This is a genomic window from Azospirillum sp. A1-3, from assembly GCF_023806445.1.
Lineage (GTDB): Bacteria > Pseudomonadota > Alphaproteobacteria > Azospirillales > Azospirillaceae > Azospirillum.
Genome location: NZ_JAMSLU010000007.1, coordinates 478,591 through 504,585 on the forward strand (window position 1 = coordinate 478,591; position 25,995 = coordinate 504,585).

The 25,995-nt window shown below is 65.9% G+C and carries 25 protein-coding genes; 15 read left to right on the forward strand and 10 right to left on the reverse strand.

The genetic code is table 11. The features are described 5' to 3' along the window. Positions 1-121 precede the first annotated feature (121 nt). Together M5E06_RS32590 and M5E06_RS32595 are read left to right on the forward strand one after the other, a co-directional pair. Positions 122-730 (forward strand): bacteriohemerythrin, encoded by a 609-nt coding sequence (locus tag M5E06_RS32590; RefSeq protein WP_252141792.1) that lies wholly within the window; start codon positions 122-124, stop codon positions 728-730. Next, positions 727-1,098 (forward strand): transposase, encoded by a 372-nt coding sequence (locus tag M5E06_RS32595; RefSeq protein WP_502802033.1) that lies wholly within the window; start codon positions 727-729, stop codon positions 1,096-1,098. Before M5E06_RS32590 ends, M5E06_RS32595 begins: the two co-directional genes overlap by 4 nt. A 93-nt stretch (positions 1,099-1,191) precedes the next feature. On the opposite strand, the gene M5E06_RS32600 is transcribed toward M5E06_RS32595, so the two are convergent. From M5E06_RS32600 to M5E06_RS32645, 10 genes are all read right to left on the reverse strand, one after another. Then, positions 1,192-2,883, reverse strand: coding sequence for a methyl-accepting chemotaxis protein (locus M5E06_RS32600; RefSeq protein WP_252141793.1), 1,692 nt, complete (start codon positions 2,881-2,883; stop codon positions 1,192-1,194). Between the two features lie 228 nt (positions 2,884-3,111). Next, complete coding sequence (locus M5E06_RS32605; protein ID WP_252141794.1) at positions 3,112-4,287, reverse strand: acetyl-CoA C-acetyltransferase; 1,176 nt, start codon at positions 4,285-4,287, stop codon at positions 3,112-3,114. An 87-nt stretch (positions 4,288-4,374) separates the two neighbouring features. Next, positions 4,375-5,748 (reverse strand): TIGR00366 family protein, encoded by a 1,374-nt coding sequence (locus tag M5E06_RS32610; protein ID WP_252141795.1) that lies wholly within the window; start codon positions 5,746-5,748, stop codon positions 4,375-4,377. A 100-nt stretch (positions 5,749-5,848) separates the two neighbouring features. Beyond that, on the reverse strand, positions 5,849-6,505 hold the full coding sequence (locus tag M5E06_RS32615; RefSeq protein WP_252141796.1) for a 3-oxoacid CoA-transferase subunit B: 657 nt from the start codon (positions 6,503-6,505) through the stop codon (positions 5,849-5,851). Continuing rightward, positions 6,498-7,160, reverse strand: coding sequence for a CoA transferase subunit A (locus M5E06_RS32620; RefSeq protein ID WP_252141797.1), 663 nt, complete (start codon positions 7,158-7,160; stop codon positions 6,498-6,500). Before M5E06_RS32620 ends, M5E06_RS32615 begins: the two co-directional genes overlap by 8 nt. Before the next feature lie 375 nt (positions 7,161-7,535). Then, on the reverse strand, positions 7,536-8,987 hold the full coding sequence (gene atoC / locus M5E06_RS32625; RefSeq protein ID WP_252141798.1) for an acetoacetate metabolism transcriptional regulator AtoC: 1,452 nt from the start codon (positions 8,985-8,987) through the stop codon (positions 7,536-7,538). Then, positions 8,984-10,942, reverse strand: coding sequence for a two-component system sensor histidine kinase AtoS (gene atoS, locus M5E06_RS32630; RefSeq protein WP_252141799.1), 1,959 nt, complete (start codon positions 10,940-10,942; stop codon positions 8,984-8,986). The genes atoC and atoS overlap by 4 nt, the downstream gene beginning before the upstream one ends. 15 nt (positions 10,943-10,957) lie before the next feature. Beyond that, the gene (locus tag M5E06_RS32635) at positions 10,958-11,260 is read right to left on the reverse strand and encodes a ribbon-helix-helix domain-containing protein (protein WP_252141800.1); all 303 of its coding nucleotides are present in this window, start codon (positions 11,258-11,260) and stop codon (positions 10,958-10,960) included. Positions 11,261-11,474: 214 nt separating this feature from the next. Next, positions 11,475-11,942 carry a hypothetical protein gene (locus M5E06_RS32640; protein WP_252141801.1) on the reverse strand — a complete coding sequence of 156 codons (468 nt, stop codon included), beginning with the start codon at positions 11,940-11,942 and terminating at the stop codon, positions 11,475-11,477. A gap of 516 nt (positions 11,943-12,458) precedes the next feature. Continuing rightward, positions 12,459-12,887: a Ros/MucR family transcriptional regulator gene (locus M5E06_RS32645; protein WP_252141802.1), complete on the reverse strand. Its 429-nt coding sequence runs from the start codon at positions 12,885-12,887 to the stop codon at positions 12,459-12,461. Between the two features lie 803 nt (positions 12,888-13,690). Between M5E06_RS32645 and M5E06_RS32650 the strand changes: the two genes are divergently transcribed. The 13 genes from M5E06_RS32650 to M5E06_RS32710 all read left to right on the forward strand — a co-directional run bounded on the left by M5E06_RS32650 (position 13,691) and on the right by M5E06_RS32710 (position 25,962). After that, the gene (locus M5E06_RS32650) at positions 13,691-14,524 is read left to right on the forward strand and encodes a lytic transglycosylase domain-containing protein (protein WP_252141803.1); all 834 of its coding nucleotides are present in this window, start codon (positions 13,691-13,693) and stop codon (positions 14,522-14,524) included. Positions 14,525-14,644: 120 nt separating this feature from the next. Continuing rightward, the gene (locus M5E06_RS32655) at positions 14,645-14,953 is read left to right on the forward strand and encodes a TrbC/VirB2 family protein (RefSeq protein ID WP_252141804.1); all 309 of its coding nucleotides are present in this window, start codon (positions 14,645-14,647) and stop codon (positions 14,951-14,953) included. Between the two features lie 3 nt (positions 14,954-14,956). Next, positions 14,957-15,295 (forward strand): VirB3 family type IV secretion system protein, encoded by a 339-nt coding sequence (locus M5E06_RS32660; RefSeq protein WP_252141805.1) that lies wholly within the window; start codon positions 14,957-14,959, stop codon positions 15,293-15,295. Continuing rightward, on the forward strand, positions 15,288-17,672 hold the full coding sequence (locus M5E06_RS32665; RefSeq protein WP_286209084.1) for a VirB4 family type IV secretion/conjugal transfer ATPase: 2,385 nt from the start codon (positions 15,288-15,290) through the stop codon (positions 17,670-17,672). Before M5E06_RS32660 ends, M5E06_RS32665 begins: the two co-directional genes overlap by 8 nt. Before the next feature lie 13 nt (positions 17,673-17,685). Then, a complete protein-coding gene (locus tag M5E06_RS32670) occupies positions 17,686-18,411 on the forward strand; it encodes a type IV secretion system protein (RefSeq protein WP_252141806.1) in 726 nt (241 codons plus the stop codon). A 3-nt stretch (positions 18,412-18,414) separates the two neighbouring features. Next, the gene (locus tag M5E06_RS32675; protein ID WP_252141807.1) at positions 18,415-18,825 is read left to right on the forward strand and encodes an EexN family lipoprotein; all 411 of its coding nucleotides are present in this window, start codon (positions 18,415-18,417) and stop codon (positions 18,823-18,825) included. 6 nt (positions 18,826-18,831) lie between these two features. Next, positions 18,832-19,884 carry a TrbL/VirB6 family protein gene (locus M5E06_RS32680; RefSeq protein WP_252141808.1) on the forward strand — a complete coding sequence of 351 codons (1,053 nt, stop codon included), beginning with the start codon at positions 18,832-18,834 and terminating at the stop codon, positions 19,882-19,884. 43 nt (positions 19,885-19,927) lie between these two features. Next, a complete protein-coding gene (locus M5E06_RS32685) occupies positions 19,928-20,113 on the forward strand; it encodes a hypothetical protein (protein ID WP_252141809.1) in 186 nt (61 codons plus the stop codon). After that, entirely contained in the window at positions 20,110-20,841 is a 732-nt protein-coding gene (locus tag M5E06_RS32690; RefSeq protein WP_252141810.1) for a VirB8 family type IV secretion system protein, read from the forward strand. Before M5E06_RS32685 ends, M5E06_RS32690 begins: the two co-directional genes overlap by 4 nt. Positions 20,842-20,954: 113 nt before the next feature. Further along, positions 20,955-21,692 carry a TrbG/VirB9 family P-type conjugative transfer protein gene (locus M5E06_RS32695; RefSeq protein ID WP_252141811.1) on the forward strand — a complete coding sequence of 246 codons (738 nt, stop codon included), beginning with the start codon at positions 20,955-20,957 and terminating at the stop codon, positions 21,690-21,692. Between the two features lie 9 nt (positions 21,693-21,701). After that, the gene (gene virB10 / locus M5E06_RS32700) at positions 21,702-22,838 is read left to right on the forward strand and encodes a type IV secretion system protein VirB10 (protein WP_252141812.1); all 1,137 of its coding nucleotides are present in this window, start codon (positions 21,702-21,704) and stop codon (positions 22,836-22,838) included. Continuing rightward, on the forward strand, positions 22,835-23,896 hold the full coding sequence (virB11, locus tag M5E06_RS32705; protein WP_252141813.1) for a P-type DNA transfer ATPase VirB11: 1,062 nt from the start codon (positions 22,835-22,837) through the stop codon (positions 23,894-23,896). Before virB10 ends, virB11 begins: the two co-directional genes overlap by 4 nt. 47 nt (positions 23,897-23,943) lie before the next feature. Further along, on the forward strand, positions 23,944-25,962 hold the full coding sequence (locus M5E06_RS32710; protein WP_252141814.1) for a type IV secretory system conjugative DNA transfer family protein: 2,019 nt from the start codon (positions 23,944-23,946) through the stop codon (positions 25,960-25,962). Positions 25,963-25,995 lie beyond the last annotated feature (33 nt).

Consider the following 25,995-nt stretch of genomic DNA (forward strand, 5'->3'; position numbering starts at 1 on the left):
GGGTCGCTACAGTTAACCGTGCCACTTTGTCGCATGCGAGGCAGTCAGATTCGCTTTGCCATCAAACAAGCACAAAGGCATCCTCGATTTATTAAGTATTTTAGCATGGTAGATATTAGGCATGTCTAAAATTAAAGAGATTGGAAGCCATGAGCTCTCCAGAGAAACCGTTTCGATCGGTCAAAGCGCCGACAAGCACACCTTTATCAAAGAGTTATACTTACGGGATGAGAAATCAAAAGAGGCCACTTCTCTCTTTCAGACGCAAGATATCAATTTCTCATGGGATCAACTGATCAACCAGCCCATAGAATGGTCTTCAAAATTAGAAGTCGGGATACCAGAAGTTGACTCTGATCACTCAAATCTGGTGACTCTACTCAACGACCTTGGTCACGCGATTCGATCTCAAGTCTCAGACGCCTCTCAACGGAGGATTGCGGCAGATGCCATTCGCTTTCTCCTCCAGCATTTTAAGCGGGAGGAGGTCCTTTTGGCGCGTCACCAGCATCCTCTTATCGCAGAACATCTGCAACAACACGACCGCTGCGCTGCAGCCATGATCGACTTGGAAGCTCGCCTCAACAAAGGGCTGAAAATGTCGTCTGTGGCTCACTTCCTTCGTGATTGGATTGTAGATCATATAACAGACAGCGATCGAGAGCTCTTCTGCAGCTTGACCATGCAGACAGACGTGGACCGCCTTGACCCTGTCCGGTCAAAGAGCTGACATCCCTCCGCCCTGACGGGCGGAGGGATGTCAGCAAGTCCCGTCGCTGTGTGCTCACCAAGGCCGTGCTGGACCACGTCCGCACCATCTTTGCGTCGGTGTGCGCCGACTTCGGCGCCGAACTCATCGAGATGGATGGTGAGGACGATCATGGGCATCGTCTCGTGACCTCCCCGCCCAAGGGTGGCGATCTCGACCCTGGTGAACAGCCTCACGGGCATGTCGAGCCGCCGTCGGCGCCAGAAACACCCAGCCCTGCTCCGCCGCTGCTGGAAGGGGGGCTGTGGTCGCACGGCTATCTCACCTGCGGCGGCGCGCCGCTCGCCATCCTCCGCCAGTCCATCGACCAGCACCGCACGCCCGGCTAAACCTCATGTCGGCGCAGACGCGCCTCCGCGCCGATCTCCGGCCTGAACGCCGGAGCGTGCGGCGCTGCACTCCGGGTCAAGGCGGTTTTCTGCTCAAGCGGCGCGGATTTCGGCCAGGAATGCGTCGAGCTCCTGTTTCAGCACACTCGCCTGATCCGCCAGCGTTTCGGCCGACCGCTTGACCTGCTGGGTTGCAATCCCAGTTTCGCGCTCGGCCCGCTGAATATCGACGACGTTGCGTGAGACTTCGGTGGTGCCGATCGCCGCCTGCTGTGCATTGCGGCTGATCTCCGCGGTGGCGGCACTTTGCTGCTCGACCGAGGTCGCCATGTCGGCAGTTGAGTGGTCGATGTGCTCGACTTGGCCGATGATGCCACGCATCGCCTCCACCGTCCGGTCGGATGCGGCTTTCACCGTGCTGATTTGCTGACCGATCTGTTCGGTCATGGCGTGGGTCTGGCTCGCCAAATTCTTGACCTCGCTCGCCACCACGGCAAAGCCTTTGCCAGCCTCGCCGGCCCGTGCCGCTTCGATGGTGGCGTTCAGCGCCAGCAGGTTGGTCTGCGACGCCACGGCATTGATCGATGCCACGACCTGGTCCACCTGCTCGATGGCGGTGGACAGCGCATCCAGGTGGGTTCGGGCCTGCTCGGCCCGCTCGGCCGTCACCTTCGACTGCTGGGCTGCCTGTGCCACGCGCCCCGACAGATCGCGGATTGCCGTCGACATTTCCTCGGCAGCGGACGCGACCGTCTGGACATTGACAGACGCCTGTTCCGAAGCAGACGCCACAAGGGTGCATTCGCGCTCAACCCTCTCGACCGCCTGGGAGACGTGAGAGGCGGTTGCTTGAAAGGCGTTGGCTGAGTGGCCAACCTGATCGACGATAGGCCCGACCCTGCTCTCAAAGCGGGTTGCCAGCTCGAGGACCGCGGCCCGCTTGTCCGCTGCCGCCTGAGCGGCCGCGGCACGACCCTCCTGTTCCATCTGGTGGTTGCGCAGGATGTTCGACTTGAAGACCTCAAGGGTGCGGGCCATGCCACCGATCTCGTCGTGTCGGCCGCGTTCCGGCACCTCGGCGTCCAGATCATGTGCGGCCAGCCGCAGCATCACATCATGCACGCGCGACAGCGGTCGCGTCACGCTGCGGGCGACCGCCCAGCCCAACAGCAGTGCCAAACAAGACAGTCCAGCCACCACCAGCCCGAACACCGTCATCATGCCAAAGAAGGCCGAACGCAGGTCATCGGTGTAGACGCCTGTGCCAATCACCCAATCCCACGGCTTGAAATGCACAGAATAGGCAAGCTTCTCGTACGTCGGCCCCTGCGGGTCGCTGGGGCGCGGCCATTCGTAAGACACGAATTCCGGCACCGGCGCCAGAGCTCCGCGCACGGCCTCGCGGATGACGTAGACGCCGTTGCGGTCCCGGATCTCCGCCCCGCTCTTGCCAATCAGGCCAGCGTTGGCGTGCATGACGCTGACGATCTGCGAGGTCCAAATCCAAAGATATTCGCCATCGGCATAACGGATCGCGCCGATTGCCGTCCGGGCGCGTTCCTTGGCCTCCTCCTCGCTCATGACGCCGTCCTGCGCCAACGTGTAAAAGCGCGCGGCGATGCTGTTGCCGCTTTGCGCGATGAAGCGGACGCTGTTCATGCGCTGTTCGACCAGCGCTTGATTGACGAAGTGGCCACCGATCGCCGCCACCAAACCGGCGGCGATGATCGACAGCGAGGCGAGAAATCCAATGCGCCACCGTAACGGCAGCTCCGACAACCGCATGGTCAAGACATCCTCTTCTTTGAACCGGCATGCGCTTCAAAACGACAGGGTCGAACTGGCCTGCCGCCCGCAAGGCTGTGGTCAGCGCCCCCGCACGGTCGGCAACCACATTTGCGCAGGATCCCGGCACCCTCCCCGATCTGCACCAAGCCCTGCTGTCCATTAAACTGCCTAGGGTCGCAGTGCCGTCTCTGGCCTGAGGTCAAAGACGGCACTGCCGGGGTAGCGTCAGCCGCGCTCGACGCAGAGAGCCACCCCCATGCCGCCACCGATGCACAAGGTGGCAAGCCCTTTTCCAGCATCGCGCCGTGCCATCTCATGCAGCAGGCTGACGAGGATGCGCGCACCCGACGCGCCGATGGGATGGCCGAGCGCGATGGCGCCGCCATTGACGTTCACCCGGCCCTCGTCCCAGCCCATCCCGGCATTGACCGCCAGCGCCTGCGCCGCGAAGGCTTCGTTGGCCTCGATCAGGTCGAGATCGTCCACCGACCAGCCGGCCTTCTGCAGAGCCAGCTTCGAGGCCGGGATCGGCCCGGTGCCCATGATGCTGGGATCGACGCCGGCCGTCGCCCAGGAGGCGATGCGCGCCAGCGGCGTCACCCCGCGGCGGGCGGCGTTCTCCGCCGTCATCAGCACCAACGCCGCCGCCCCGTCATTGAGGCCGGAGGCATTGCCGGCGGTCACCGTGCCGTCCTTGGCGAAGGCCGGGCGCAGCTTGGCCAGCGCCTCCAGCGTGGTGCCGTGCTTGGGATATTCGTCATTGTCGACGATGGTGTCGCCCTTGCGGCCCTTGATGGTCACCGGCACGATCTCGCCGGTGAACCGGCCGGCCTTCTGCGCCGCCTCCGCCTTCTGCTGTGAGGCCAGAGCGAACTGGTCCTGCTGCTCGCGGGTCAGGTTCCAGGCGCGCGCGACATTCTCCGCGGTGGTGCCCATGTGATAGCCGTGGAAGGCCTCCCACAGCCCGTCCTTGATCATGCTGTCGAGCATCTCGGCGGCGCCCATCTTGGTGCCGTTGCGCAGATGCATCAGGTGGGGCGACAGGCTCATGTTCTCCTGGCCGCCGACCACCATCACCTCGGCGTCGCCGCAGCGGATCGCCTGATACCCGAGCGCCACCGAGCGCAGGCCGGACCCGCAGACCTGATTGATGCCGAAGGCGGTTTTCTCGACGGGGATGCCGGCCTTGACCGCGGCTTGGCGGGCGGGGTTCTGGCCCTGGCCGGCGGTCAGCACCTGGCCCAGGATCACCTCGGTCACCTCGGCGGCGTCGGTGTGGGCGCGCGACAGCGCCTCGCGGATCACGGCGGCGCCAAGCTCATGGGCGGGGACGGGCGCCAGCGCGCCGTTGAAGTTGCCGATGGCGGTGCGGACCGCGCTGGCGATGACGATCTCGGTCATGGAGGACTCCTCCGGAACAAGGTTTCTTGCAGGATGGAAGGCCGCCGCGCCCGTTCAGGATCGCGGCGGCCGGTTGGTCGCAAAGGTTCAGAAATAGAGGCCGATCAGGAAGATGGGCAGCGTGATGACCAGAGCCGTTGCGCAGTAGCCCATGATGTCGCGCACCCCCAGCCCGGCAATGGCGAGCGCCGGCAGCGCCCAGAAGGGCTGGGCCATGTTCATCCATTCCTCGCCATAGGCGATGGCCATGGCCGCCTTGCCGAGATCAACGCCGAGCTGCTGGGCCGCCGGCATGATGAAGGGGCCCTGCACCACCCAGTGGCCGCCGCCCGACGGGACGGCGAAGTTGATCAGGCCGGACGACAGGAAGGCGAGGACCGGGAAGGTCTCCTTGTTGGCGATGTCGACGAACAGGTTGGTGATCAGACCGCCCAGGCCGGAATGCTCCATCATGATCTGGATGCCGGCATAGAAGGGGAACTGCACCATGATACCGGCGGTGCCGCGGGCGGCGTTGGCGACGGCGCGGGCATAGGCCATCGGCGTGCCGTGCAGGATCAGGCCGGCCACCAGCATGATCAGGTTGACCGTGTTGATGTTCAGGTCGAAACCCTTGGCCTGGAAGTGCAGGAACAGGTAAGCGATGCCCAGGGCCGCGACGACGAAGCCGAGAACGCGGCTCTCTTCCAGCTTTTCCGCCGGGCTGGCGTCGGGGCCGAGCACGCGCTTGGTCGAGGGCTCCGGCTTCAGCAGGGCCGGGTCGACCGCCACCACCTCATGCGGCTTCGGGTGCATCATCCGGCAGACCAGCGGCAGGACGACGATCAGCGCCAGCGTGATGCCGATGTTGTAGGTGGTGAAGATGGTGTCGGCGATCGGGATCAGGCCGACGGTCTTCTCCATCGGGTTGCCTTTGGTGGCGGCAACCAGCGGAACCGATGCCGAGAAGCCGCCATGCCAGGTCATGAAGCCGATATAGGCGGACGCGATCAGCAGCCGGTAGTCGGAACTCGGAACGCGGCGCGCCACCTCGCGGGCGAACATGGCGCCGACGACGAGGCCGAAGCCCCAGTTGATGACGTTGGTGACGGCGGCGGCGAAGCAGACCAGCATGACGCCCTGGGTCGGCGTCTTGGCGATGGAGGCCACCCGGCCCATGACGTTGCGCACCGGTTCGGAACTGGCGAGCGCATGGCCGGTGACCAGCACCAGCGCCATCTGCATCGAGAAGGCCAGCAGGTTCCAGAAGCCGTTGCCCCACATGCGCACCAGATCGACCGGCCCGCTCGGCGTCAGCCACAAGGCGAAGCCGAAGGTCAGCACGGTCAGGATGATGGCGAAGATCAGCGGGTCAGGCAGATAGCGGCTGACCAGCCAGGTCAGCGCGCGGGAAATCGGCGTGATCGGGTTGAAGCGGGCGCTGACGTCCGGCGCCGGCGGGGGGGCTGTGGTGACGCTCATGGCGGGTCTCCGGCACAAGGGGGGCCGTTCCCGCGCCGCCGGGCACGACAGCCGGGTGGCGCGGGGAAGGGACCTTCCCATGCTCAAGAAAGAAGGACGGTCAGGCGCCGACCGGCATGGTCGGCACGACGGACGGGACGATCAGCTCGGCGCCGGTCTGGGCCAGCACGTCGGCGACCGTGACGCCGGGCGCGATCTCCCGCAGCACCAGCCCCTTGTCCGTCGGCTCGATCACCGCCAGTTCGGTGACGATCAGGTCGACGCGCCGCACCGAAGTCAGCGGCAGTTCGCAGCGTTTGACGATCTTCGGCGTGCCCTTGGCGCTGTGCTGCATGGCGACGATCACCCGCTTGGCGCCGGAGACCAGATCCATCGCACCGCCCATGCCGGGCACCATCTTGCCGGGCACCATCCAGTTGGCGAGCCGGCCCTCCTCGTCGATCTGCAGGCCGCCCAACACGGTCACGTCCAGATGCCCGCCACGGATCAGCCCGAAGGACGTCGCGCTGTCGAACGACGCGGCTCCGGGCACGGCGCCGATCGGGCTGCCGCCGGCGTCGCTCAGATCCTCGTTCTCCGCCCCCGGCTCGGGCACCGGCGCCATGCCGATGATGCCGTTCTCCGACTGGAAGAAGACGTTGACGCCGGCCGGCAGATGGGCGGCGACCATGGTGGGCAGGCCGATGCCGAGATTCACCAGGTTGCCCGGCCGCAGCTCCAGCGCGACGCGCTTGGCGATCAGGGTTTTCTCATCCATGGCGATGCTCCTTGGCGACCAGGCAGTCGACCAGCACATTCGGGGTGACGACGCTGTCGGGCGGAATGACGCCCACCGGCACGATATCCTCGGCTTCGACGATCACCGTTTCGGCGGCCATCGCCATCAGCGGGTTGAAGTTGCGCGCGGTCAGCGCGTATTCGAGATTCCCCAGGTAATCGGCCCGCTTGGCGGCGATCAGGGCGAAATCGGCCTTCAGCGCCTTCTCCAGCAGATAGACGGTTCCGTCCAGCTCGATGCGCTGCTTGCCGTCCTCCACCACCGTACCGACGCCGGTGGGGGTCAGCACGCCGCCGAGGCCGAAGCCGCCGGCCCGCACCCGCTCGGCCAGCGTGCCCTGCGGCACCAGTTCCACCTCGGTCTCGCCGGCGATCATCTGGCGCTGGGTCTCCGGATTGGTGCCGATGTGGCTGGCGATCACCTTGCGCACCGCCTTGGCGGCAATCAGCCGGCCGATGCCCACCGCCGGGCGGGCGGTGTCGTTGGCGATCACCGTCAGGCCGCGCTTGTTCTGGCGCAGCAATTCGTCGATCAGGTGGGGTGGCGTTCCAACCCCCATGAATCCCCCGATCATCAGCACCGCACCATCGGGAATCATGGCGACGGTCTCTTCCAACTTCCGCACTTTACTCATTCGACGTCTCCCTTGGACGTCGGGGCGCAGCAGGGCATGCCCGCCGCGACCCCGCGGGCGCGGAGCCCGTCCCCGGTCCGAAGCCGGACCGGAAAGACGAACCGCGCGCTCATTCTTGGTTTCATAGCGCTGCGATCGGAGGGCCTGCGACACCCATGCCGTTGCATGGGATGGTCGGGGCCGACCGGCATACCCACATATTTGCAATGGATGTGCCAGCCTGCGGGGCCATAGCGGACAGCGCGAAAACCAAGGCCTCCGGCCACGGAACAGGTCAGGCAGCGGGCGGAATCGTCAACGGCCGGCGCCGTCGGGTGCGCAACTTTGTGCGTGCTGCGCAAAATTTTGCGCAGCGATGACGGCCCCCTACCCTGCTCAGGAAATGCCGTATTCCTGCAGCTTGTAGAGCAGCGAACGACGGCTGATCCCAAGCTCCAGCGCGGTCTTCATGCGGTTGCCGTCGTTGCGGGCCAGCGCCTCGGCGACCACGCGCGCTTCGAAGCGGCTGACCTGTTCGCGCAGGGCACCACCGCCGGCAACGGACGCCGAGGCCTCAATTCCGGCAGCGGAGTCTCCAGCCACGGGATCGCCGTCGTCCGCACGGCCGGCGATCTGTTCCGGCAAATCCTCCGCGACGATCATCGCGCCGGTGCTCATCACCACGGCACGCTCCATGGCATTGGACAGCTCGCGGATGTTGCCCGGCCAGCGGTAGGCCAGCAGGCGCTCCATCGCCTGCTCATCGATGCCACTGACATCGATCTGGTTCTCGGTGGCGAAGCGTTGCAGGAAATGGCTGGCGAGCAGGCGGACATCCTCCGGCCGCTCGCGCAACGGCACGGTCCTGAGGGTCACCACATTCAGCCGGAAGTAGAGATCCTGCCGGAACAGCCCCTGGCGGACCATCTCTTCCAGATTCCGGTTGGTGGCGACGATGACGCGCACGTCCGTACGCATCAGCTCCGCACCACCGACCCGCTCGAACTCGCGCTCCTGCAGGACGCGCAACAGCTTGACCTGCAGGCTGGAAGAGATGTCGCCGATCTCATCCAGGAACAGGGTGCCATGCTCGGCCTGCTCGAAGCGGCCGCGGCGGCGCGCCTGCGCGCCGGTGAAGGCGCCCTTCTCGTGGCCGAAGAACTCGCTTTCCAGCAACCCTTCCGGCACCGCGGCGCAGTTGACCTTGACGAAGGGCCCGGCGTTGCGCGGGCTGTTGTAGTGGATGGCCGCCGCCACCAGCTCCTTGCCGGTGCCGCTCTCGCCGGTCACCAGCACGGTCGCGTTGCTCTTGGCCACCTTGGCGATGGTCTGAAGAAGCTCGCTCATGCGTGGGCTGGCGGTCAGGATGCGGTCGGTGTGATAGCTGCTGGACAGCTCGCGGTGCAGGGTTGCGATGTCGTCGCGCATCCGACGCATCTGCAGCGCCCTGCCGACCAGCAGCAGAATCTCCGCAATGTCGAACGGTTTGATGACATAGTCGAAGGCGCCATCCTTGATCGCCTGGACAGCCGAACCGACCTCGGCGAAGGCGGTCATCAGGATGACCGACGCCGACCGGTCGAGTTTCCGGATCTCCGCCAGGGCCTGCAACCCCGTCATTCGCGGCATGCGGACGTCCATCAGCACCACGGCATGGCGTTGCGCGGCAAAGGCGGCGACGGCTTCCTCCCCATCGGCGGCGGTGGTTACGGACAGGCCGTCACGCGACAGGACGGCGGCGAGCATCTGGCGGATCGCCTCGTCGTCATCCACGACCAGGACACCCGGCGCCTGGGGGGGCTGGGGTACGGCGGCCGCGGACAGCGCAGCTGGGAACTGGGGGGTCATGCCTCAACCGTTTGACTATGAACGACGGGAATCCGCAAGGTCACTGTGGTGCCGGAGTGGGGCGTGCTGGAGATGGTGATGGTCCCATGATGAGAATCGACGATTCGGTGGGCCATCGCCAGCCCCAGTCCGGTCCCGTTGGGTTTGGTCGAGAAGAAGGGATCGAACACCTTGTCGAGGTTTTCCGGTGCGATGCCCTCGCCGTCGTCAGCCACCGTGACAACGGCCTCACGGCGGTCCTGCACCGCTGCGGCGGTGGTGGCAATGGTGATGCCTCCGGTTTCCGATGTGGCCTGGATGGCGTTGATGATCAGGTTGAGCATGACCTGCTTCAGCGCCTCGCCGTCGGCTTCGACCAGAGGCAGGTCGGGTGCAAGCTGGAGGGCGATGCGGGCGTTGGATTTGCGCCCGGCGAGCAGCGACACTTCGCGGATCAGGTCATTCAGCTGCACGGGCCGAATCGCTGGCGGTCGGGGCCGGCCGAATTCCAGCAATTCGGTGACGAGGTGGTTCAGGCTGTCGACCTGCCGGATGATCAGTGGGGCATAGCGCTGCCACTCCGTAACGTCGTCGGAGCTTTCAAGGAACTGCATGAAACCGCGGATCGAGGTCAGAGGATTGCGCACCTCATGGGCGAGGCCGGCGACCAGTTCACCCAGCGCGGCCAGCCGGTCGGCACGCATGATCTGGGTCCGGAGCCGCTGCTGCTCGCTCAGGTCCCTCAGCACGACAACCGCTCCGATCGCGTCGCCGTGGCTGTCGCGCAGCACGCTGCTCGACACGGTGAGATGAAGTGTCTGCTTGCCGCCTGGGAACTCCAACGTCACGCCGACATGCGGCCGACCGGTTTTCAGCGTGTCGAGCAACGGGCTGGAGAACCGGGCATCAGGCTTGAAAAGCGACTCGTAGGGTTTGCCGATCACCTCGGTTGCGGTCACTCCGATCATCGCTTCGGCGGCCGGGTTGAGGGCGGTGACCTGCCCGGCCCAATCGACGGCGATCACCCCATCGGCGATGCTGTGCAGAATGTTCTCGGTCAGCGACCTCGCATCCAGCAGGGCGCGTGCCATGGCGTTGACTTCGACCGCGATGGCGCCGAACTCGCCCGGCGGCGGTCGGATCGCGTCGCCAAGGTCGTTGCGCATGCGAAGCAAGCCATCGATGATCTGTCGGATGTCGCGGCCGACCCCGCGCGCCAGCACCTGTGTCAGCGCAAGCCCGAGCAATATTCCTGCGAGGCTGACCGTCAGCACGGCCCGGTCCATCGCCGCCGCCTGCCGCTCAACATCGTCGGAAAACTCATTGGCCCAGATGTAGCCGATCACGGTGCCGTCGCGGACGATCGGCAGCATCGCGTTCAAGATGAAGCCGCGCACTTGTCGACCGCTCTCCAGCGCCTGCTTGCCGCTTTCCAACACATGCCACCCCGGATGCTCGGGCGGAATGCTGGTGCCGACCGTGGCGCTGTAGTCCCGGCTGGGTCCATAGGTGATGATGGCGTTGAGCGCCTTGCTGTAATAGCCGACCCCTACTCCCGGATTTGCCCCGGCGATCATGTCGGTGAAGGGAGTCAGGCGCGCTGACAGGGTCTGGATGGCAGCGCCCCGGTCGCCGGCCGCGATCCCCATCTCGGCCAGCAATGGATCGAAGCCGGGACCGAGATGCGCATCCAGCAGGCGCGTCAGGCCGAAGAGCTTCTCCGACTTCTCCTGCACCAGCGCCTGGCGCCCTTCCCGCTCCAGCAGATAGCCGGTCAGCGCGATGGGCAGGACCACCACGGCAAGTGAAACCAGGAGCAGCTTGCCGCGCAAGGTGCTCGGCAGAAAAGGATGGATCCAGTCCAGGGGCCGCATCGCGCCCACTCCTTTCATCGGGGGCGTGCCTGTTCGGCCCACTCTTGCGGCCATGGCGATTCTGACAGCGGCAAAGGAGATGTGTGCCTCACGGCAGCCCAAGCCAAACCGCCGGTGTCAGGCATGATCAGAGACGGCAGGGGTCGCTTTGCGATAATACTGCACCACCCAGAGGCGAAGCGCCTGGTTGAACCGTTGGCCTTGGCTGCGCCCAGGCACGTCGGCGCAGATCTCGGCCACAAGAGCGGATGCCGTCATGCCAAGCTCCTCGGCCGCCTGCTCCAACGCCCCCCAGAACGCCGCTTCCAGCACAATGGTTGTGCGACGGCCATGAAGGTGGTGACAGCGCTGCTCCTGGACCAAGGCTGGGGAGATGGTCATCGTCTGCTCCTGTTGGTTCATCGTGATCACACCGGACATTCTCTTCCCAAAGGGGCAGAGCGGGCTTGATCCGCACCGGGATGGCCGGACACCGGGGCCGCGTCAGGGCTTTGGCTGAGGTGCTCATCGTTTGGCCGGGTGTCGGCATGAGGCCCCCGACCACCCGTTCCAGCGATGCGTCGGCAAGCATGAGCGCCGGCCAGCCCAGCAAGTCCAAAACGCGAGAGAAGACACCGAAGCCTTCGGCATCGGGCTAATCCGGGACGATTTGCCGTGGGGGCAGAATGCACTCCACTGCTCCTGGGCCAACAAGATAAAGTCCATAGCCGAGCACGTCAAAAGCATAAACAAACGCTCCAGAATGCCGCCTGAAATGCTCGGTGTCTGGAACAGCCAAGGAGACGAGATCGGGTTTGACGTTGTGCTCCACTCTGTTGTCCAGCGTCCGCAAGCTTCTCAGCCCAGAGGCGATTTGAGGCAGCCGTGCAAACCCACTGTCAAAAGACTGTTGGCAGCATCCCCAACTCGGATGGCCTCCCTTGACCTCAAATGCGTGCAGCAGCTGGCTTGCCGTGAGAAAAGCAACATCAAAGCCGGTCTGCCCTCCCACCGCGCATCCCACAAGATCGCCCAGACGAAGCTGGTTGGCGCTGGCGATCAAAGCCTCGGCAACCTCATCTTCGCTCAAAAGTATTTCTTCTGACCAATTATCGTTGTCCATGATCAGCACCAATAAATTCTTATAAAGCCAGAGAAACTGTTTTCGCGCTCTGCACCTCTGCACTCGCAGTCGGCACTCCACCTTTTATCTTACGCTGCCATCGTATTTTTCGCCAAGAGCCCCGCATGGGGACGGCGTGTTTGCTGGGTACGCTCGCCTGACCTCAGGCAGCCAGAAGGGCTTGAGTATCAGGCGGTTTCACGGACGCCTCCCGGTGTTCGGACGACCTCACCGCCCAACGGCTTGTCCCCGAAGTGGGGATTGGTTGATCGTCGGGCGGCGGGGGCACCCCGGCTCCCGGATTGGCTCGGACTCTGGCATTGTGCGGCATTTGGCCAAGGCGATAAGCCTGAAGCCGCTTCCCCCGATGTCCTTCCACCGGCCTCCATGCCGGGGCTCGCTTCACAGAAGGGTCTTTGATCCGTCTGGCTGTGGTTGGACACCGATCCACAGGCAGGGCATGCACCGTCAGCTTGGGTGAGCCAATCTGCATGCCCAACTCGCCGCCAAGAGCCGTCAGTCTGCCAGCTTTTTCGGTCGGCCAATGCGTGCCGCGCGACCGTTCGAGCGGCCCAGACCAATTTGCAGCGCCAAGGATGATCGCGCTTTGGCATAGTTGGGAGCAACCATTGGATAGTCCGGCGGCAGACCCCACTTGGCACGATATTCACGCGCAGTCATGCCGTAGACGCTCCTCAAGTGCCGCTTCAGCATCTTGAATTTTTTCCCGTCTTCGAGGCAAATAATATAGTCAGGCGTCACCGACTTTTTGATCGGCACTGCCGGCTCCCTTGCCTCCTTTTCCTCCACCTTGGAAATTGGCTCCTGGCCAAAATTGATAAGTGTCTCATACACCCTGGTGATAAGCTTTGGCAGCTGCTCAAGAGACACAGAATGATTGCCGACATATGCAGATATGATGTCGACGGCGAGTTGCTTTGCCATCTGATTGTTTCTAGTACCAACTGGTTCCACTTAGGCTCTCCTGCCTTATTATTTATAACTTTTGACAGTATGACACCATCACTGCCCCCTTCAAGTCTTGAAATTCCCCCAGTCTCAGTACAACTTTGCCCTGGAACTCCGATTCCTTACAAAGGGCGTCACACAGACCAGAGATCGTCTACAGACTTGTCGCAATTATCTTGAGGATTCGCCGCCTCTTTCCTTAGTGCTGGCATGAGGAGCGAACGGCTTTCGTTGCAACTCGACCAGAGCTCTCTGAAGCGGACAAGATGGTCGACCTTTGAGGAATTTCACTTTCCTGATTTTGTTTCCGATACCTCACAATGATGGTTTTGATACATTTCATAATTCGAATTTTTGTTTTTGGTTTTTACGACTATCACGCTGGCGCCTATCTGATGGAGCTACGACGTCACAGCACGTCTCATCCCAAAGGCCACCATTTTACCCTTAATATGATCCAATGGAGCGCACTGCATGGTTGCAGAGCCCCCGGCTTTTTGAGAGGCTGAGCGTCAAGGCGCTCTGCTTTTCCACCGGCATCGCAGTCCCTCTGCGACCCGCACCTTAACGCCACCGCGCCGTGGCGTGCCCGGACCCCACCGTTTGGGGCTTCACATCCATGATCTTGCCCCGCTGGCGCCCGTCAGCGTGTGCTTGTTTGCGCCTCTTGGCCTGGCTGCCACAGCCGGGCATCGCCTGCACCTTTATGCCGAATCCGGGCACCGTGCGGCTTGCGCGCGTCTTGCGACGGTCGGCTGTGCCCTTGACGGAGGTGGTCGATGCTGCTGCCCCTGGCTTTGTTTGCCGCGCTCGCAGCCCACTGCGGACCGGCGGTCCATCTTGAGACTCTGGCGGCGGTCGCCCGCACCGAGAGCCGCTTCAACTCCTTGGCGATTGGCGACAATCACACGGGTCGCTCCTACACGCCGTCCACTGTTCCCGCGGCGGTGGCGACCGCCTCGGCTCTGCTTGCGCAGGGGCATTCGCTTGATCTGGGCCTGATGCAAATCAACAGCGCCACCCTGAGCCGTCTCGGCGTGGGGGTCGCCGCGGCGTTCGACCCCTGCACCAGCCTGCGGCTTGCCGCGGATGTGCTGGTCGAGGGTTACCGGCCACGGGCGGGTGGCGACCAACAAGATGCACTCCGCCACGCCCTATCCCGCTACAACACCGGCTCGCCCACCCGCGGCCTCGCCAACGGCTACGTCACCAAAGTTCAAGCCTCAGCCGAGCAGGTTGTGCCGGCGCTGCGCCTGGCGGCGCCACCGCCCTCCTCCCCTGCGGTGGCCGACACCGGCGCGCCGCCGGCCTCCCCTCCCAGCTGGGATGTTTATGGTCAAGCGCGGGCACGGGCTGCAGCCGCGGGTGCTTCGGCTCCTGGCAGGGCACCTCCCGGTGCCCTTGCTCCGGTCACATTGACGGTGCGCCCGGGTGACCCACGCCCTACGCCCCCCTCCCCGCTCCCGCTGGCGCCGGCGGCACCGCTGCAGCCCGCTGAGGCAAAGCACAAAAGCCGGCCACAAAACCGGGGGCGGCGCCGGTCCTGCGGCCACTCCGTTCCGGCCGCCACTCCGGCGCTGGTCTTTTCCTCCTCCCGCCGCCACCGACCGTAAGAGGCTTCCATCATGCCCACCCTCATGCCGCCTCACGCCACACGGCCCTCTGCTTCGCCACGCTGGCCCGTCTCCATCCCTGCCGCCGCCCCTGCAGCGGCGCCACGATGCCATTCCCCCTTGGCCTGCCGACCTGGCGCCCGCTCCCTCATCCTGGCCAGCCTGGCGGCGGCCACCCTCACCCTGGCTGCCGATCCCGCTTTGGCCCAGGCGGCTGGCGGTGGGGGCGACATCACCACCTTTCTTCAAAACCTGGTCAACATCATCACCGGGACGACCGGTCGCCTCCTGGCGGTGCTGGCGATCTGCATTGTCGGGGTGGGGGCGCTGTTGGGCGCGCTCAGCATGCGCACGGTGGGCGGCGTTTTGCTCGGCGTCATGCTGATCTTCTCCTCGGCCTGGCTCGTCGACCAGATCATCGGAGCATAGGCGATGGAACCGGAGGCCGGGGGTGAGGATCCGCTGTTCTTGGCCTGCACCCGTCCGGCGATGTGGCGCGGTGTGCCGCTGGAGGCGGTCGTCGTCAACGGCATGGCGACGACCATCGTCTTCGTGATGATGGGCAACCCGCTCTATCTGCTGGTTGGTGTGGTGCTCCATGGCGCGCTCCGCATGGTGATCGCCTATGACCACAACCTGTTCGGCGTGCTGCGGCTATGGGCGGACACCAAGGCCCGCGCGCGCAATCGCGAGCTGTGGGGCGGCTCCTCGATCAGTCCGCTGCCCCCTGGTCGCGCCCGCCATGCCCGGGAGGTCCGCATCCATGTTTAAGCCCAGCCACGCCGCGCGGGAGCGCGCCCCGGACACCTACATGCCCTATCTCGGGCATGCCGCCGCCGAGACCCTGCTGCTCGATGACGGTTCGCTTCTTGCCATGCTCCGCCTGGACGGCTTGGCGTTTGAAACGACCGACCCGGCGGAGATCACTGGCCGCCATGCCCAGCGCAACCTTCTGCTGCGCAACATCGCCTCTGACCGTCTTGTTCTGGCCAGCCATGTGGTGCGCCTGACCACCGACGGCACCGATTATCCCGACACCCCGTGCATCAGTGGGTTTGCCCAGGCGCTCGACGCCGCTTATCGGGCCCGTCTGCAGGCCAATCGTCTTTTTTGCAACGCACTTTTCCTGTCGGTGCTGCTGCGCCCGGCACTGGCCGGCGAGCGCCGCATTGCCGACCTGCTGTTGCGGCGGCGGCGCGGCGATTGCCGCCGCAGCGCCAGCCCTGCCGGGCTTGAGCAGCTCGAGGCCGTTGTTGCCACCCTCTTGCAGGATTTGGATGCCTACCACCCGCGCCGGCTGGGCTTGCGCGAGGCGAACGGCATCTTGTTCTCTGAGCCGGCCGAGGCGTTGCGCTTGGTGCTGACTGGTCAGCCTGTGCCGGTGCCGTTGGTCAACGGCCATCTCGGCGGGGCAATCTACACCGACCGCGTCATCATCGGCCGGGAGGCCATCGAGATCCGCGGCCCTGGGGGCTCCAGCTATGCCGCCGCCTTCGGCTTGCGCGAATACCCCGCCATCACCTGGCCCGGCATGTTCGACAGTGTGCTGGCCGCTCCTTATCGCTGCGTGTTGACCCAGAGCTTCGGCTTTTTGAACAAACAGGCGGCACAAGCCATCCTGACGCGCAAGCAGAACCAGATGGTCACGGCCCAGGACAAGGCGGCCAGCCAGACCGCAGCATTGAGCGAGGCGGCCGATCTGCTCGCCTCCAACGCCTTCGTCATGGGTGACCATCACCTGAGCCTGGTCACCTTCGCCGACAGTTTGCGCGCGCTTGGCGAGGTGGCGGCCCGGGCCCGGCGCGACCTGGCCGAGAGTGGGGCGGTGGTGACGCGCGAGGATTTGGCCCTGGAGGCGGCCTATTGGGCGCAGTTGCCCGGCAACATGCGGCTGCGCCCGCGGCCGGGAGCGGTAAGTTCCCGCAATCAGGCGGCGATGGTGAGCTTGCACAATTACCCATCGGGTTCCGCGCTCGGCCATTGGGGAGCCCCACTGACGCTGTTCCGCACCAGCGGGGGCACCGCCTACCGGTTTCATCTCCATGCCCCGACCGAAACGGTCACCGATCTTGGCAACGTCTTCGTCGCTGGCCCCGCCGGCTCCGGTAAGACGACGCTGATGCTGTTTCTTGCAGCGATGGCTGAACGCCAGGGCGCGCAGGTGGTGTTCGTCGACAAGGACCGTGGCGGTGAGATCCTCGCGCGGGCGGTTGGTGGTGTGTATCTGGTGCTGCCGGCCGGCGCCGCCTCGGGGTTGGCGCCACTGAAGGCGCTCTCCAACACCCCCGGTGATCTTGTCTTCCTCAAGCGCCTGATCACCGGATTGGTGACGGAGCCGGGCAAGGGGCTGCCGCCGGAGGAGGAGCGGCGGCTCGATCTCGGCTTGCGCTGCGTGATGGCCCTGCCGCGCGAGTCCCGCTCGCTGGGCGAGCTGCGTGCTTTTCTTGGACAGGCCGATCCGGCCGGACCGGGAGCCCGGCTGGAGCGCTGGTGCGCAGGGGCAGCGCTCGGCTGGGTGCTCGACAATGCCACGGACGCACTGACGCTCGACGCCCCGTTTCTCGGCTTTGATGTGACAGCCCTGCTTGACGACCCGCTCGCCCGTGGGCCTGTGCTGGCCTACCTCTTCCACCGCATCGAGCGCCTGCTCGACGGCCGGCGGCTGATGCTGGTGATCGACGAATTCTGGAAAGCGCTGCTCGACCCCGGCTTCCGCGATTTGGTGAACGACAAGCTGAAGACGATCCGCAAGCTCAACGGGCTGGTGGTGTTGGGCACGCAATCACCGGCCGACGCCCTGAAAAGCCCGATCGCCCACTCCATCATCGAGCAGTGCCCAACGCAAATCCTGATGCCGAACCCACGGGCCGATGCCGCCGACTACCGGGAGGGGTTGAAATTGACCGGGCCCGAGTTCCAGGCAGTGCGGGAGGATCTGACCATGGGCGGGCGGCGCTTTTTGCTCAAACAGGGCACGGCATCCGTCGGTTGTGAGCTCGACCTGAGCGGGCTTGACGAGTTCGTTGCCGTGCTGTCGGCCCGTGCCGGCACCGTGCGGCTGATGGAACGGCTGATCGCTGAACGGGGGCCGGCTCCCGACGCCTGGCTGCCGGCGTTCCGCCAGCTTTGGCACACGGCCACGGCATGAAGGAGACCACGTCATGACAAGACACGCGTTGCCCGTTGTGCTGGCGCTCGCGGCCACCATTTTGACCCGTCATCCTTCGGCCGCCCAGGCCCAGGTGGCGGTCATCGACCCCTCCAACCTGGCCCAGGCGATCGAGCAGGTGCAACAGCTGGCCCAGCAGCTGCAGATGATGCAGCAGCAGTATCAGCAGCTCCAGCAGACCTACCAGGCGATCGCGCACGCGCCAGCGCCATCTTTGAACGCACTTGGCCAGCGCCTTGACATCGATGCCTTCCGCAACGCGCTGCCGCCGCAGAGCAGCGTGCTGGGATCGGTGATGACCGGCACCTCGCTGGGGCCAGGATCCTTGGGCACCACCGTTCGAGAGCATCGGGAGCAAAACCGCGTCTACACCCCCGACGGCGCAGACTTCCAGGCCCAGGAGATGCAGCGCAACGCCACCAGTGTCGCCGGCGCGCAAGCCATGGCGGGGGAGCTCTACCAGTCGGCCACAGACCGGGTGACCGCGCTGCGGGGGGTGGAGGGGGAACTTGCCTCCGCTGCCGACGCCAAGGCCGTCGCCGATCTCTCCGCCCGGATTGGTGCGGAGCAGGCCTACATCCAAGCCCAGCAAGTCCAGGCCCAGGCGCTTGTGCTGTGGCAGCAGGCGCAGATGCGCAACCAGGACCAGCGCGAGCAGGAGCGGCGCCGGCAGTCGATCGATGCATTGATTGCCCAAGCCAAGGCGCGGGGAGGCTGAACGATGATGACGCTGCTCTTCAAACGGTACGTCTTGCTTGCCGCTGTGCCCCTGGCGCTCGGCATCCCCGTCCCAGCCGCCGCGCAAGACAGCGGCGCCCGGCCGCGCAGTGTGAGCTGGTACGCCGATCACCCGCAGGTCCGCGCCGAGGTGCAACTCGCCTGTTTCGACGACCCCGGCCGGCTCGGGCGCGACCCCGACTGCCGCAATGCGCAGCAGGCAAGCGTGGAGGTCGCCCTGCGCCAGGCCCGCGCCCGCACCGGCACCATGGATCCGAATGATCCGGCATATTGGTCCAGCTCTCCAGAAACCCGGAAAAGTCAACTCATCATGTGCCGGCGGACCCCGACGCTCGACCATTGCGACGCCGCCCGGCGCTCGCTGCTGATCGAGGCCGGCAAGGCCGGACGGTGAACGACGATGGACGACATCCAATGGCGGATTTTCGCCTACATCGTCACCCAGGTGGAAACACCGCTGGTCGGCGCGGTGGCCGACGTGCTGGAGGCCTTTCTGGCCTATGTCGCGACCCCTTTGCGGGTGGCGCTGGTGCTCCATGTCGCGCTGACCGGCCTGGCCATCCTGTCGGGCCGGGTCACCGACACCGCCGCCACCCTGATCGGCCGGCTGCTGGCGATGACCCTGGTGGTGTGGATCATCACAGGAACGGGCACCTATCAGCGCTTTGTCTATGAGTTCTTCTTCACCACGTTGCCGAGCGGTCTGGCTGAGGCTTTAACCTCATCAGGCTCCATAAACATCATCAATGCAGAAAACTTTGATGAGGTTTGGCTAAGAGCATGGCGTGCCGGATTGGAGGTGTGGCGCACGCTCGGCTGGAGCGACGTCGCGGAGAAAGCGGTCGTCGTGCTGTTCTGGGCGGCCTCGATCCTGTCGACGGCCTTCTGCTTTGCCATCTGGCTGATCTCGCGGGTGGTGCTGGCGCTCTACATCGCGCTTGGCCCACTGCTGGTGCCCCTGGCGCTGTTCGCCGCCACCCGCACGGTGTTCGAACGCTGGATCGGTTCGCTGATCGGCTGCGTCATCCTGCAGGTCGCCACCATCGTCCTGCTCTTCATCGTTCTGGCCGTTGAACAGAGAGTGGTGGGGACCGTTGCTGCGATGGGCTCGGTTGACCCTATGGTGATGCTGCAGGTCCTGCTCGCCGGGGTGATCTTCTTCGCGGTCGCCACCTATGTGGCGCTCCAGCTGCCAGCGCTTGCCGCCGCCTTGTCCGGCGGGCTCGCCCTCCACACCGGAGCCTTGGTGCGCAGCGCCCAGGCTGCCCTCGGCTCGCCCGGTCACCCGCAGCTTGATGGTCATGGCCACGCCCGGCGCGTCGGCCGCTCCGGCGCACTGGGCGCGCTGCACATGGCCGGTTCGGCGGCGTGGGGGCGCACCCGCCCGGCCGCCATCCGGCATCGCTCTCCGCCGCCAGCCGGCTCGCTGTCGGACCGGGCAGCTCCCCCTTGAGCGACACACCGCCTCACGCCCCTTCCTCATACGGAGCACCGCCATGATCCGAGCCCTGGCCCTCCTGCTGTTGTGCGCCCTGCCGGCCTGCAGCGACCACCCGCCGCTTGGCCAGGCGTCGGGGCCGTTGCGCCCGCTCAACCCGGGCCGTTGGACCCCAAGCGATGCCGATCTGCGCCTGTCCTCCTCCGCCTGGCCGGCCTCCCTGACGGCGGAGACGGTCCAATGACCATCGATGCCCGTCCGGCGCCCCCGGCCGCCGCCTTCCAGGCCCGCCCGGTCGGCGCCGATCCAGCCCTGGTGTCCGCTTACTTCACCCAGGTCGCCAGCTATGAGGCCGATCGGTTGCGGAGCAGCCGCCGAATGGCGAAGATTGGTTTCGCCGTCGGGGCGGCCGGGGCAGTTGTGGGACTGGCGGGCACGCTGGCGGTGGCCGCCCTGGCACCGCTCAAGAGCGTGGTGCCGCTGGTGTTCCGGGTGGACAAGGCAACGGGTGTGGTCGAGCGCGTCTATGACGTCCGCGGCGGGCAGATGGAGGCGAGCGAGGCCCAGCAGCGCTATTTCTTGTGGCAGTATGTCCGGCTGCGCCAAGGCTACAGCGCCGCCGAGGCGCAGGCCAATTTCGACGCGGTGGCACTGATGTCGGCGCCCCAGGTGCAGGCCGACTACGCCGCGGCCTTCCGCGGCTCCAACCCGGCAAGCCCGCAGGTGCTGCTCGGCCCCGAGGGCAGCGCATCGGTCCGCTGGATTTCCACCAGCTTTCTCGGCCCCAAGCTTGCTCAGCTGCGCTTCATTCAGGCCGAGCGCAAACGTGACGGATCCCCCGCTCGCCAGCAGCTGGTCGCAACCGTCGGCTTCGATTTCGCGCCCGGCAGGCTCAGCGCGTCGGCCATCAACGTCAACCCGCTGGGTTTTCTCGTCACCAGCTACCGGGTGGATGTGGAGGTAACACCATGATGAGTGCTTGGCATCGTTCCCGCCGCCTTGCCGGTTTGCCGCTGCTCGCCCTTGTGCTGGTTGGGACTGCCCGGGCTGAGCAGGCACCGCGGCCTGGGCGGGATGACCCGCGGGTGGCAAGCGTCACCTACGACCCGCTCAACGTGGTGCGCATCGTCGGCAGTCCGACCAGTTCGACCCAAATTCTCTTCGCTTCCGGTGAAGAGATCACCCAGGTCGCCGTTGGCGACGCCGAGGCCTGGCTGGCTCAGCCGGCCGGGGCCATGCTGTTCGTGAAACCGACCGGGCTGCACCCGCCAACCAATGCGCAGGTGGTGACACAGCGCCCAGACGGCACCACGCGCTCCTATCAGCTGCGGCTGGTGGCCACCAGCCCGGAGGGCCAGGGGGAGGGCGCCGCTCTGTTCGCGGTCCGCTTCCGCTACCCGGCCGACGAGCGCCAGGAGCGGGCGGCGCGCCACGCGAGAGCCCAGGCAGCCATGCGCGAGCGCGCCGTCCAGGACCGGCTCGCCCAGAGTTGGGCCGGTGGACCGCGCAACTGGCGCTATGTCGCACAAGGCTCGCGTGCCATCGAACCGGTCGAGGTCAGCGACAACGGCCGCCAGACGGCGTTCCGCTTTCCTGGAAACCAGCGCCTGCCTGCCATCTATGCCGCTGCTCCCGACGGCAGCGAGACCATCGTTCCCTTCACCATGGCCGGCGACCGGGTGGTGGTGCAGACCACCGCGCACAGCTTTGTCTTGCGCGATGGTCAGGAGGTGCTGCGCATCCTCAACCGCGGCTTTGATCCAGCCGGCCACACGCCAGGCACCGGCACCGGAGCGCCCGACCTCATCCGCACCGTGCGCTAAGGAGGGGCCATGAGCGACAGCGCCCCCGACCCCATCACGCCGCCGGCCGCAGGCACTGTGCCAGGCGAACGGCATGTTTCCGACGTCGCCGGCCACCAGCGCGGGGTGCGCAAAGCCACCGGGGTCGGTGTCATCATCGCCGGCACGATTCTGGCCTGCGGCGTCATCCTGCTCACCGCCGAACAGCCGGACCTCGGGAGCAAAGACGGCCCGGTGCCGGCTGTGCGGGCGGCCGTGCGCTACGAACCACCGCCGCCGCCACCGCTCGAGCCGGTGGTGTTGCCGCTCACGCCTGCCCCGCCTCCGCTGCCGCCAGCGCCGACGACCAGGGCGATCCCGACCACCGCCAAACCACGCCAACCTGACCGCCTGCTGGTTTACACCACAAGGAGCCACAGCGACCAACCGGCAGCGCTGGCGCCGATGCAGGCCCTTGGGGCGGCCAAGGGCGACGGGGGGGATGGCGGTGTGCCTGGTGGCGATGATCTGGCTGCCCGCCTTCGCCCCACCCCGCTCACCGGGGTGGCGGCCCGCCTTCTGCACAACCAGCCTTATCTGTTGACCGCCGGGACGATGATCCCGTGCATTCTGCAGACGGCCATGGACTCCAGCCTGCCGGGCTTGGTGAGCTGCCTTGTTCCGCAAGACGTGCTTGGCAAGACCGGCCTGACGCTGCTCGACCGCGGCACCCGCGTGGTCGGCCAGTTCCGCGGCGGCGTCCAGCAGGGTGCTGAGCGCCTGTTCGTGGTGTGGACGCGGGCGGAAACCCCGCAAGGGGTGGTCATCGCGCTCGACAGCCCAGCCACCGACCCGCTTGGGCGTTCGGGTCTTGATGGTGCGGTGGACCGCCATTTCTGGCAGCGCTTCGGTGGAGCGTTGCTGCTGTCGACGGTGGAGGGCGTCATCCAGGCCGGGGTGGCGGCAGCGGCGAAGGAGGGCACGACCACCATCAACACCGGCCAAACCCAGGCGGTGATCGCCGAAAGTCTGCGCGGCAGCATCGCCATTCCGCCGACGGTGCGCAAGAATCAAGGCGACTTGGTCAGCATTCTCGTCGCCCGTGACCTCGACTTCTCCGGCGTCTACACGGTCGAACCGGCCGCCGCTCCTTCCGGTCCAGCGGGTTTTCTGGAGCGCGGGCCATGAGGCGGCCAGGTGAGGCGACCTTGCGCCGGCTGCTGGAGCCGATTGCCGGGCCGCTTGGCCATGACGGCGTCACCGACATCGTCATCAACCGACCGGGCGAGATCGGCATCGAATGCCATGGGCGCTGGGACTGGCAGGCGGTGCCGGCCTTCGATGCCGAGCGGCTCGAGGCGATCGCCACCTTGTGCGCCGCGCTGACCCAGCAGGATGTCGGACCGGAGCGTCCGTTGTGCGCCTCGGTGCTGCCGGATGGCCAGCGGGTGCAAATTTGCCGGCCACCGGCCGTGGCCGCTGGAACACTCAGCCTGACAATCCGTCGGCCCTCGAGCATCGTTCCGACCATCTCGGGATTGGCGGCGGACGGCCTGTTCGCCAGCACCGAGCGGGCCGGCGTGCGCGGGTCCAGCGTCGATGCCGCCTTGCTGGCACTGCACCGCCAGCGCGACTGGAAACAGTTTTTCCCGCTGGCGGTCAAAGCGAAGAAGACGCTGATCGCCAGCGGCGACACCGGATCGGGCAAGACGACCTTTGCCAAGGCGCTCATTGCCGCGATTCCCGGAACTGAGCGGCTGGTCACCATCGAGGACACCCCGGAATTCACCCATCTGCCCCAGCGCAACCATGTGGCGCTGTTCTACAGCAAGGGCGGCCAAGGCATCGCCCATGTCGATGCTGAAGACCTGATCGAGGCTGCCTTGCGCATGCGTCCCGACCGGGTGTTGATGCAGGAGCTGCGTGACGGGGCTGCCTTCACCTTTCTGCGCGCCATCGCCGCCGGCCATCCGGGCGCCATCACCACCTGCCATGCGCCAAGCGCCCGTGGCGCCTTCGATGCGTTGCGCTTGATGGTCAAGCAGCATGGGGCCGGTCAGCATCTGGCCGATGTCGATGTGCAGGCCCTGCTGCGCCAGCGGGTCGATGTCATCGCCCATTGCCGGCGCGGCCCTGAAGGTTTTGGCATTGCCGAGGTGCATTTCGATCCGCCGGCTGACCGGGGTACCGGCGACCCCAGCGCGTCTGTCCTGCCATCTGCCCCAGCTTTGGACATGGTCCGATGACGGGCTGGTCCGACTGGCCGGTGGGGGCCAAGGCGCTTGGCGTTGTGGTGGCGCTTGCCCTGCTGGGGCTGGCCTGGTCGGTGCTGGCGTCGCTGATCTTCCTCGCCGGCACCCACCTGCTCAGCGCCGACACCGTGCCGCTGATCCAGTTCTGGCAATATCTGCTGCACTATGGCCTCGGGCACCCTGTGGTCGGCCCCTGGCTCACCGCTGCCGCCAGCATGGCGTGCGCCGTGCCGGTGTTGCTGTTGTTGGGCCGGTTTGCGCGCCAGGGCTGGCCAGGGGGGCGGGCACAGCCGCTTTATGGGGACACGCGCTGGGCCCGCCGCCACGAGCTGGCCGCAGCCGGGCTTTACGCCGGCTTTGGCGGGCTGTATGTCGGCCAGGACCGGCAGGGCCGCCATCTGCGCTTTGGTGGACCCGAGCATGTCGCCTGCTACGCCCCGACACGGTCGGGCAAAGGGGTCGGGTTGGTGATCCCCAACTGCCTGCTCTACGAAGCGTCGCTGGTTTGTCTTGATGTGAAGAAGGAAAACTGGGCGGCGTCTGCCGGCATCCGGGCTGCCGCCGGGCAGTGCGTGTTTCTCTTCGACCCCTTGGCACCGGATGGATGCACCGCCCGCTACAATCCCTTTACCTATGTCCGGCGCGGCACCATCGACGCCTTCGAGGACATCCAGCGCATCGCCCAGATGGTGTTCCCCCATGCCTCGGGAGACCAGCAGTTCTGGACCGACGCCGCCCGATCCGCCTTCACCGGAGCAGCCGGATTTCTGGCGGAGACGCCCGAGCTGCCTTTGACCTTTGGCGAGGTTCTGCGGCTGCTGTCCAGCGCCGACGCGGCGCCGTCGATGGGGGCGCGCATCGAGGCCCGCCGCCATGCCGGCCGTCCCTACACCGAGGCCACGGTAAAGGCACTGGAGGATTATTTGAAAGGCTCGCCCGATCTGGTGAATTCAATCCGCAAGACGATCACCGCGCGTCTGTCCTTGTGGTTCAACCCGCGCATTGACGCCGCCACCTCGACGAGCGATTTCGATCTGCGCGCGCTGCGCACCCGGCTGCACGCCCTTTATATCGGCGTCTCTCCTGACAACATCGCCCGGCTGCGCCCCCTGCTGGCCCTGCTCTTCCAGCAGCTGATCGACCTCACCGCTCGCACGCTGCCCCAGCACGATGCCGCTGCCCGCCACCAGGTTCTGGTGCTGCTGGACGAATTTCCGTTGTTGGGTCCGATGCCGGTGCTGGCTGATGCCTTTGCCTACATCGCCGGCTACAACATGCGGCTGATGCTGGTCATGCAGAGCAAGGCCCAACTGCGCGACCGCGCGCTCTATGGCCCGGACAAGGCCGAGGCCATCTTGGAGAATTGCGGGCTGGAGGTGGTGTTTGGCACCAAGGACCTGCGGCTGAGCGAGGAGCTGAGCGCCCGGCTCGGCTATGCCACGGTTGCGGGCGTCTCGCGCAGCGGTCCGCGCTTCTGGCGCCTGTTCCGCCGCGACCGCCTTGGCCTGACCGAAACCGACCAGCGCCGCGCCTTGCTGCTGCCGCAGGAAATCATGCGTCTTAAACCCACCGAGGCCATCATCCTGCGCCCTGGGCTCCATCCGATCCGGGCGCGCCGCATCCGCTACCACACCGATCCGGTCTTTGTGCCCTTGCTGCGCCCACCGCCGCCGGTGGCACCGATCGACATTCCTGTGCGGCTGGATCACGGCAAAGGTGAGCCCCTGGACGGCGCAGCCACCTCAGGCTCCACACCCTGTGCTGGCTCAGGAAAGGCGCCTCGCCCTGTCCGCCGGCGCACGGCGCGCAAACCACCGGCGGAGACCTCCAAGGGCAGTGGAGTGGACGCTGACACGCGCACCGGAGCCGCCATCACCACACCGCCCGCGTCGTCCCTGCCGCTGTCAGAGGGGCCCTCAACCGATGGATTGATCGCCGCCATCTTGGGCGCGGAGGTGGATTTGAGTGGCTGCGGAGTGGCCGATGCCAAAGCGGCGGTGGCCACAATCCTGGACAAGGTGCCGACCGTCAGCCGGCCCGGACGCGGCGACGGCGGTTGAGAGCAGGCGGCGTGTTGAGACGTCCCCCTGTTC

Bases quoted from the DNA above. Each gene is read 5' to 3' on its own strand.
- M5E06_RS32590 (WP_252141792.1), top strand. From the start codon at position 122: ATGTCTAAAATTAAAGAGATTGGAAGCCATGAGCTCTCCAGAGAAACC.
- M5E06_RS32600 (WP_252141793.1), bottom strand. From the start codon at position 2,883: ATGCGGTTGTCGGAGCTGCCGTTACGGTGGCGCATTGGATTTCTCGCC.
- M5E06_RS32605 (WP_252141794.1), bottom strand. From the start codon at position 4,287: ATGACCGAGATCGTCATCGCCAGCGCGGTCCGCACCGCCATCGGCAAC.
- M5E06_RS32610 (WP_252141795.1), bottom strand. From the start codon at position 5,748: ATGAGCGTCACCACAGCCCCCCCGCCGGCGCCGGACGTCAGCGCCCGC.
- M5E06_RS32615 (WP_252141796.1), bottom strand. From the start codon at position 6,505: ATGGATGAGAAAACCCTGATCGCCAAGCGCGTCGCGCTGGAGCTGCGG.
- M5E06_RS32620 (WP_252141797.1), bottom strand. From the start codon at position 7,160: ATGAGTAAAGTGCGGAAGTTGGAAGAGACCGTCGCCATGATTCCCGAT.
- atoC (WP_252141798.1), bottom strand. From the start codon at position 8,987: ATGACCCCCCAGTTCCCAGCTGCGCTGTCCGCGGCCGCCGTACCCCAG.
- M5E06_RS32635 (WP_252141800.1), bottom strand. From the start codon at position 11,260: ATGTCCGGTGTGATCACGATGAACCAACAGGAGCAGACGATGACCATC.
- M5E06_RS32640 (WP_252141801.1), bottom strand. From the start codon at position 11,942: ATGGACAACGATAATTGGTCAGAAGAAATACTTTTGAGCGAAGATGAG.
- M5E06_RS32645 (WP_252141802.1), bottom strand. From the start codon at position 12,887: ATGGCAAAGCAACTCGCCGTCGACATCATATCTGCATATGTCGGCAAT.
- M5E06_RS32650 (WP_252141803.1), top strand. From the start codon at position 13,691: ATGCTGCTGCCCCTGGCTTTGTTTGCCGCGCTCGCAGCCCACTGCGGA.
- M5E06_RS32660 (WP_252141805.1), top strand. From the start codon at position 14,957: ATGGAACCGGAGGCCGGGGGTGAGGATCCGCTGTTCTTGGCCTGCACC.
- M5E06_RS32665 (WP_286209084.1), top strand. From the start codon at position 15,288: ATGTTTAAGCCCAGCCACGCCGCGCGGGAGCGCGCCCCGGACACCTAC.
- M5E06_RS32670 (WP_252141806.1), top strand. From the start codon at position 17,686: ATGACAAGACACGCGTTGCCCGTTGTGCTGGCGCTCGCGGCCACCATT.
- M5E06_RS32675 (WP_252141807.1), top strand. From the start codon at position 18,415: ATGATGACGCTGCTCTTCAAACGGTACGTCTTGCTTGCCGCTGTGCCC.
- M5E06_RS32680 (WP_252141808.1), top strand. From the start codon at position 18,832: ATGGACGACATCCAATGGCGGATTTTCGCCTACATCGTCACCCAGGTG.
- M5E06_RS32685 (WP_252141809.1), top strand. From the start codon at position 19,928: ATGATCCGAGCCCTGGCCCTCCTGCTGTTGTGCGCCCTGCCGGCCTGC.
- M5E06_RS32690 (WP_252141810.1), top strand. From the start codon at position 20,110: ATGACCATCGATGCCCGTCCGGCGCCCCCGGCCGCCGCCTTCCAGGCC.
- virB10 (WP_252141812.1), top strand. From the start codon at position 21,702: ATGAGCGACAGCGCCCCCGACCCCATCACGCCGCCGGCCGCAGGCACT.
- virB11 (WP_252141813.1), top strand. From the start codon at position 22,835: ATGAGGCGGCCAGGTGAGGCGACCTTGCGCCGGCTGCTGGAGCCGATT.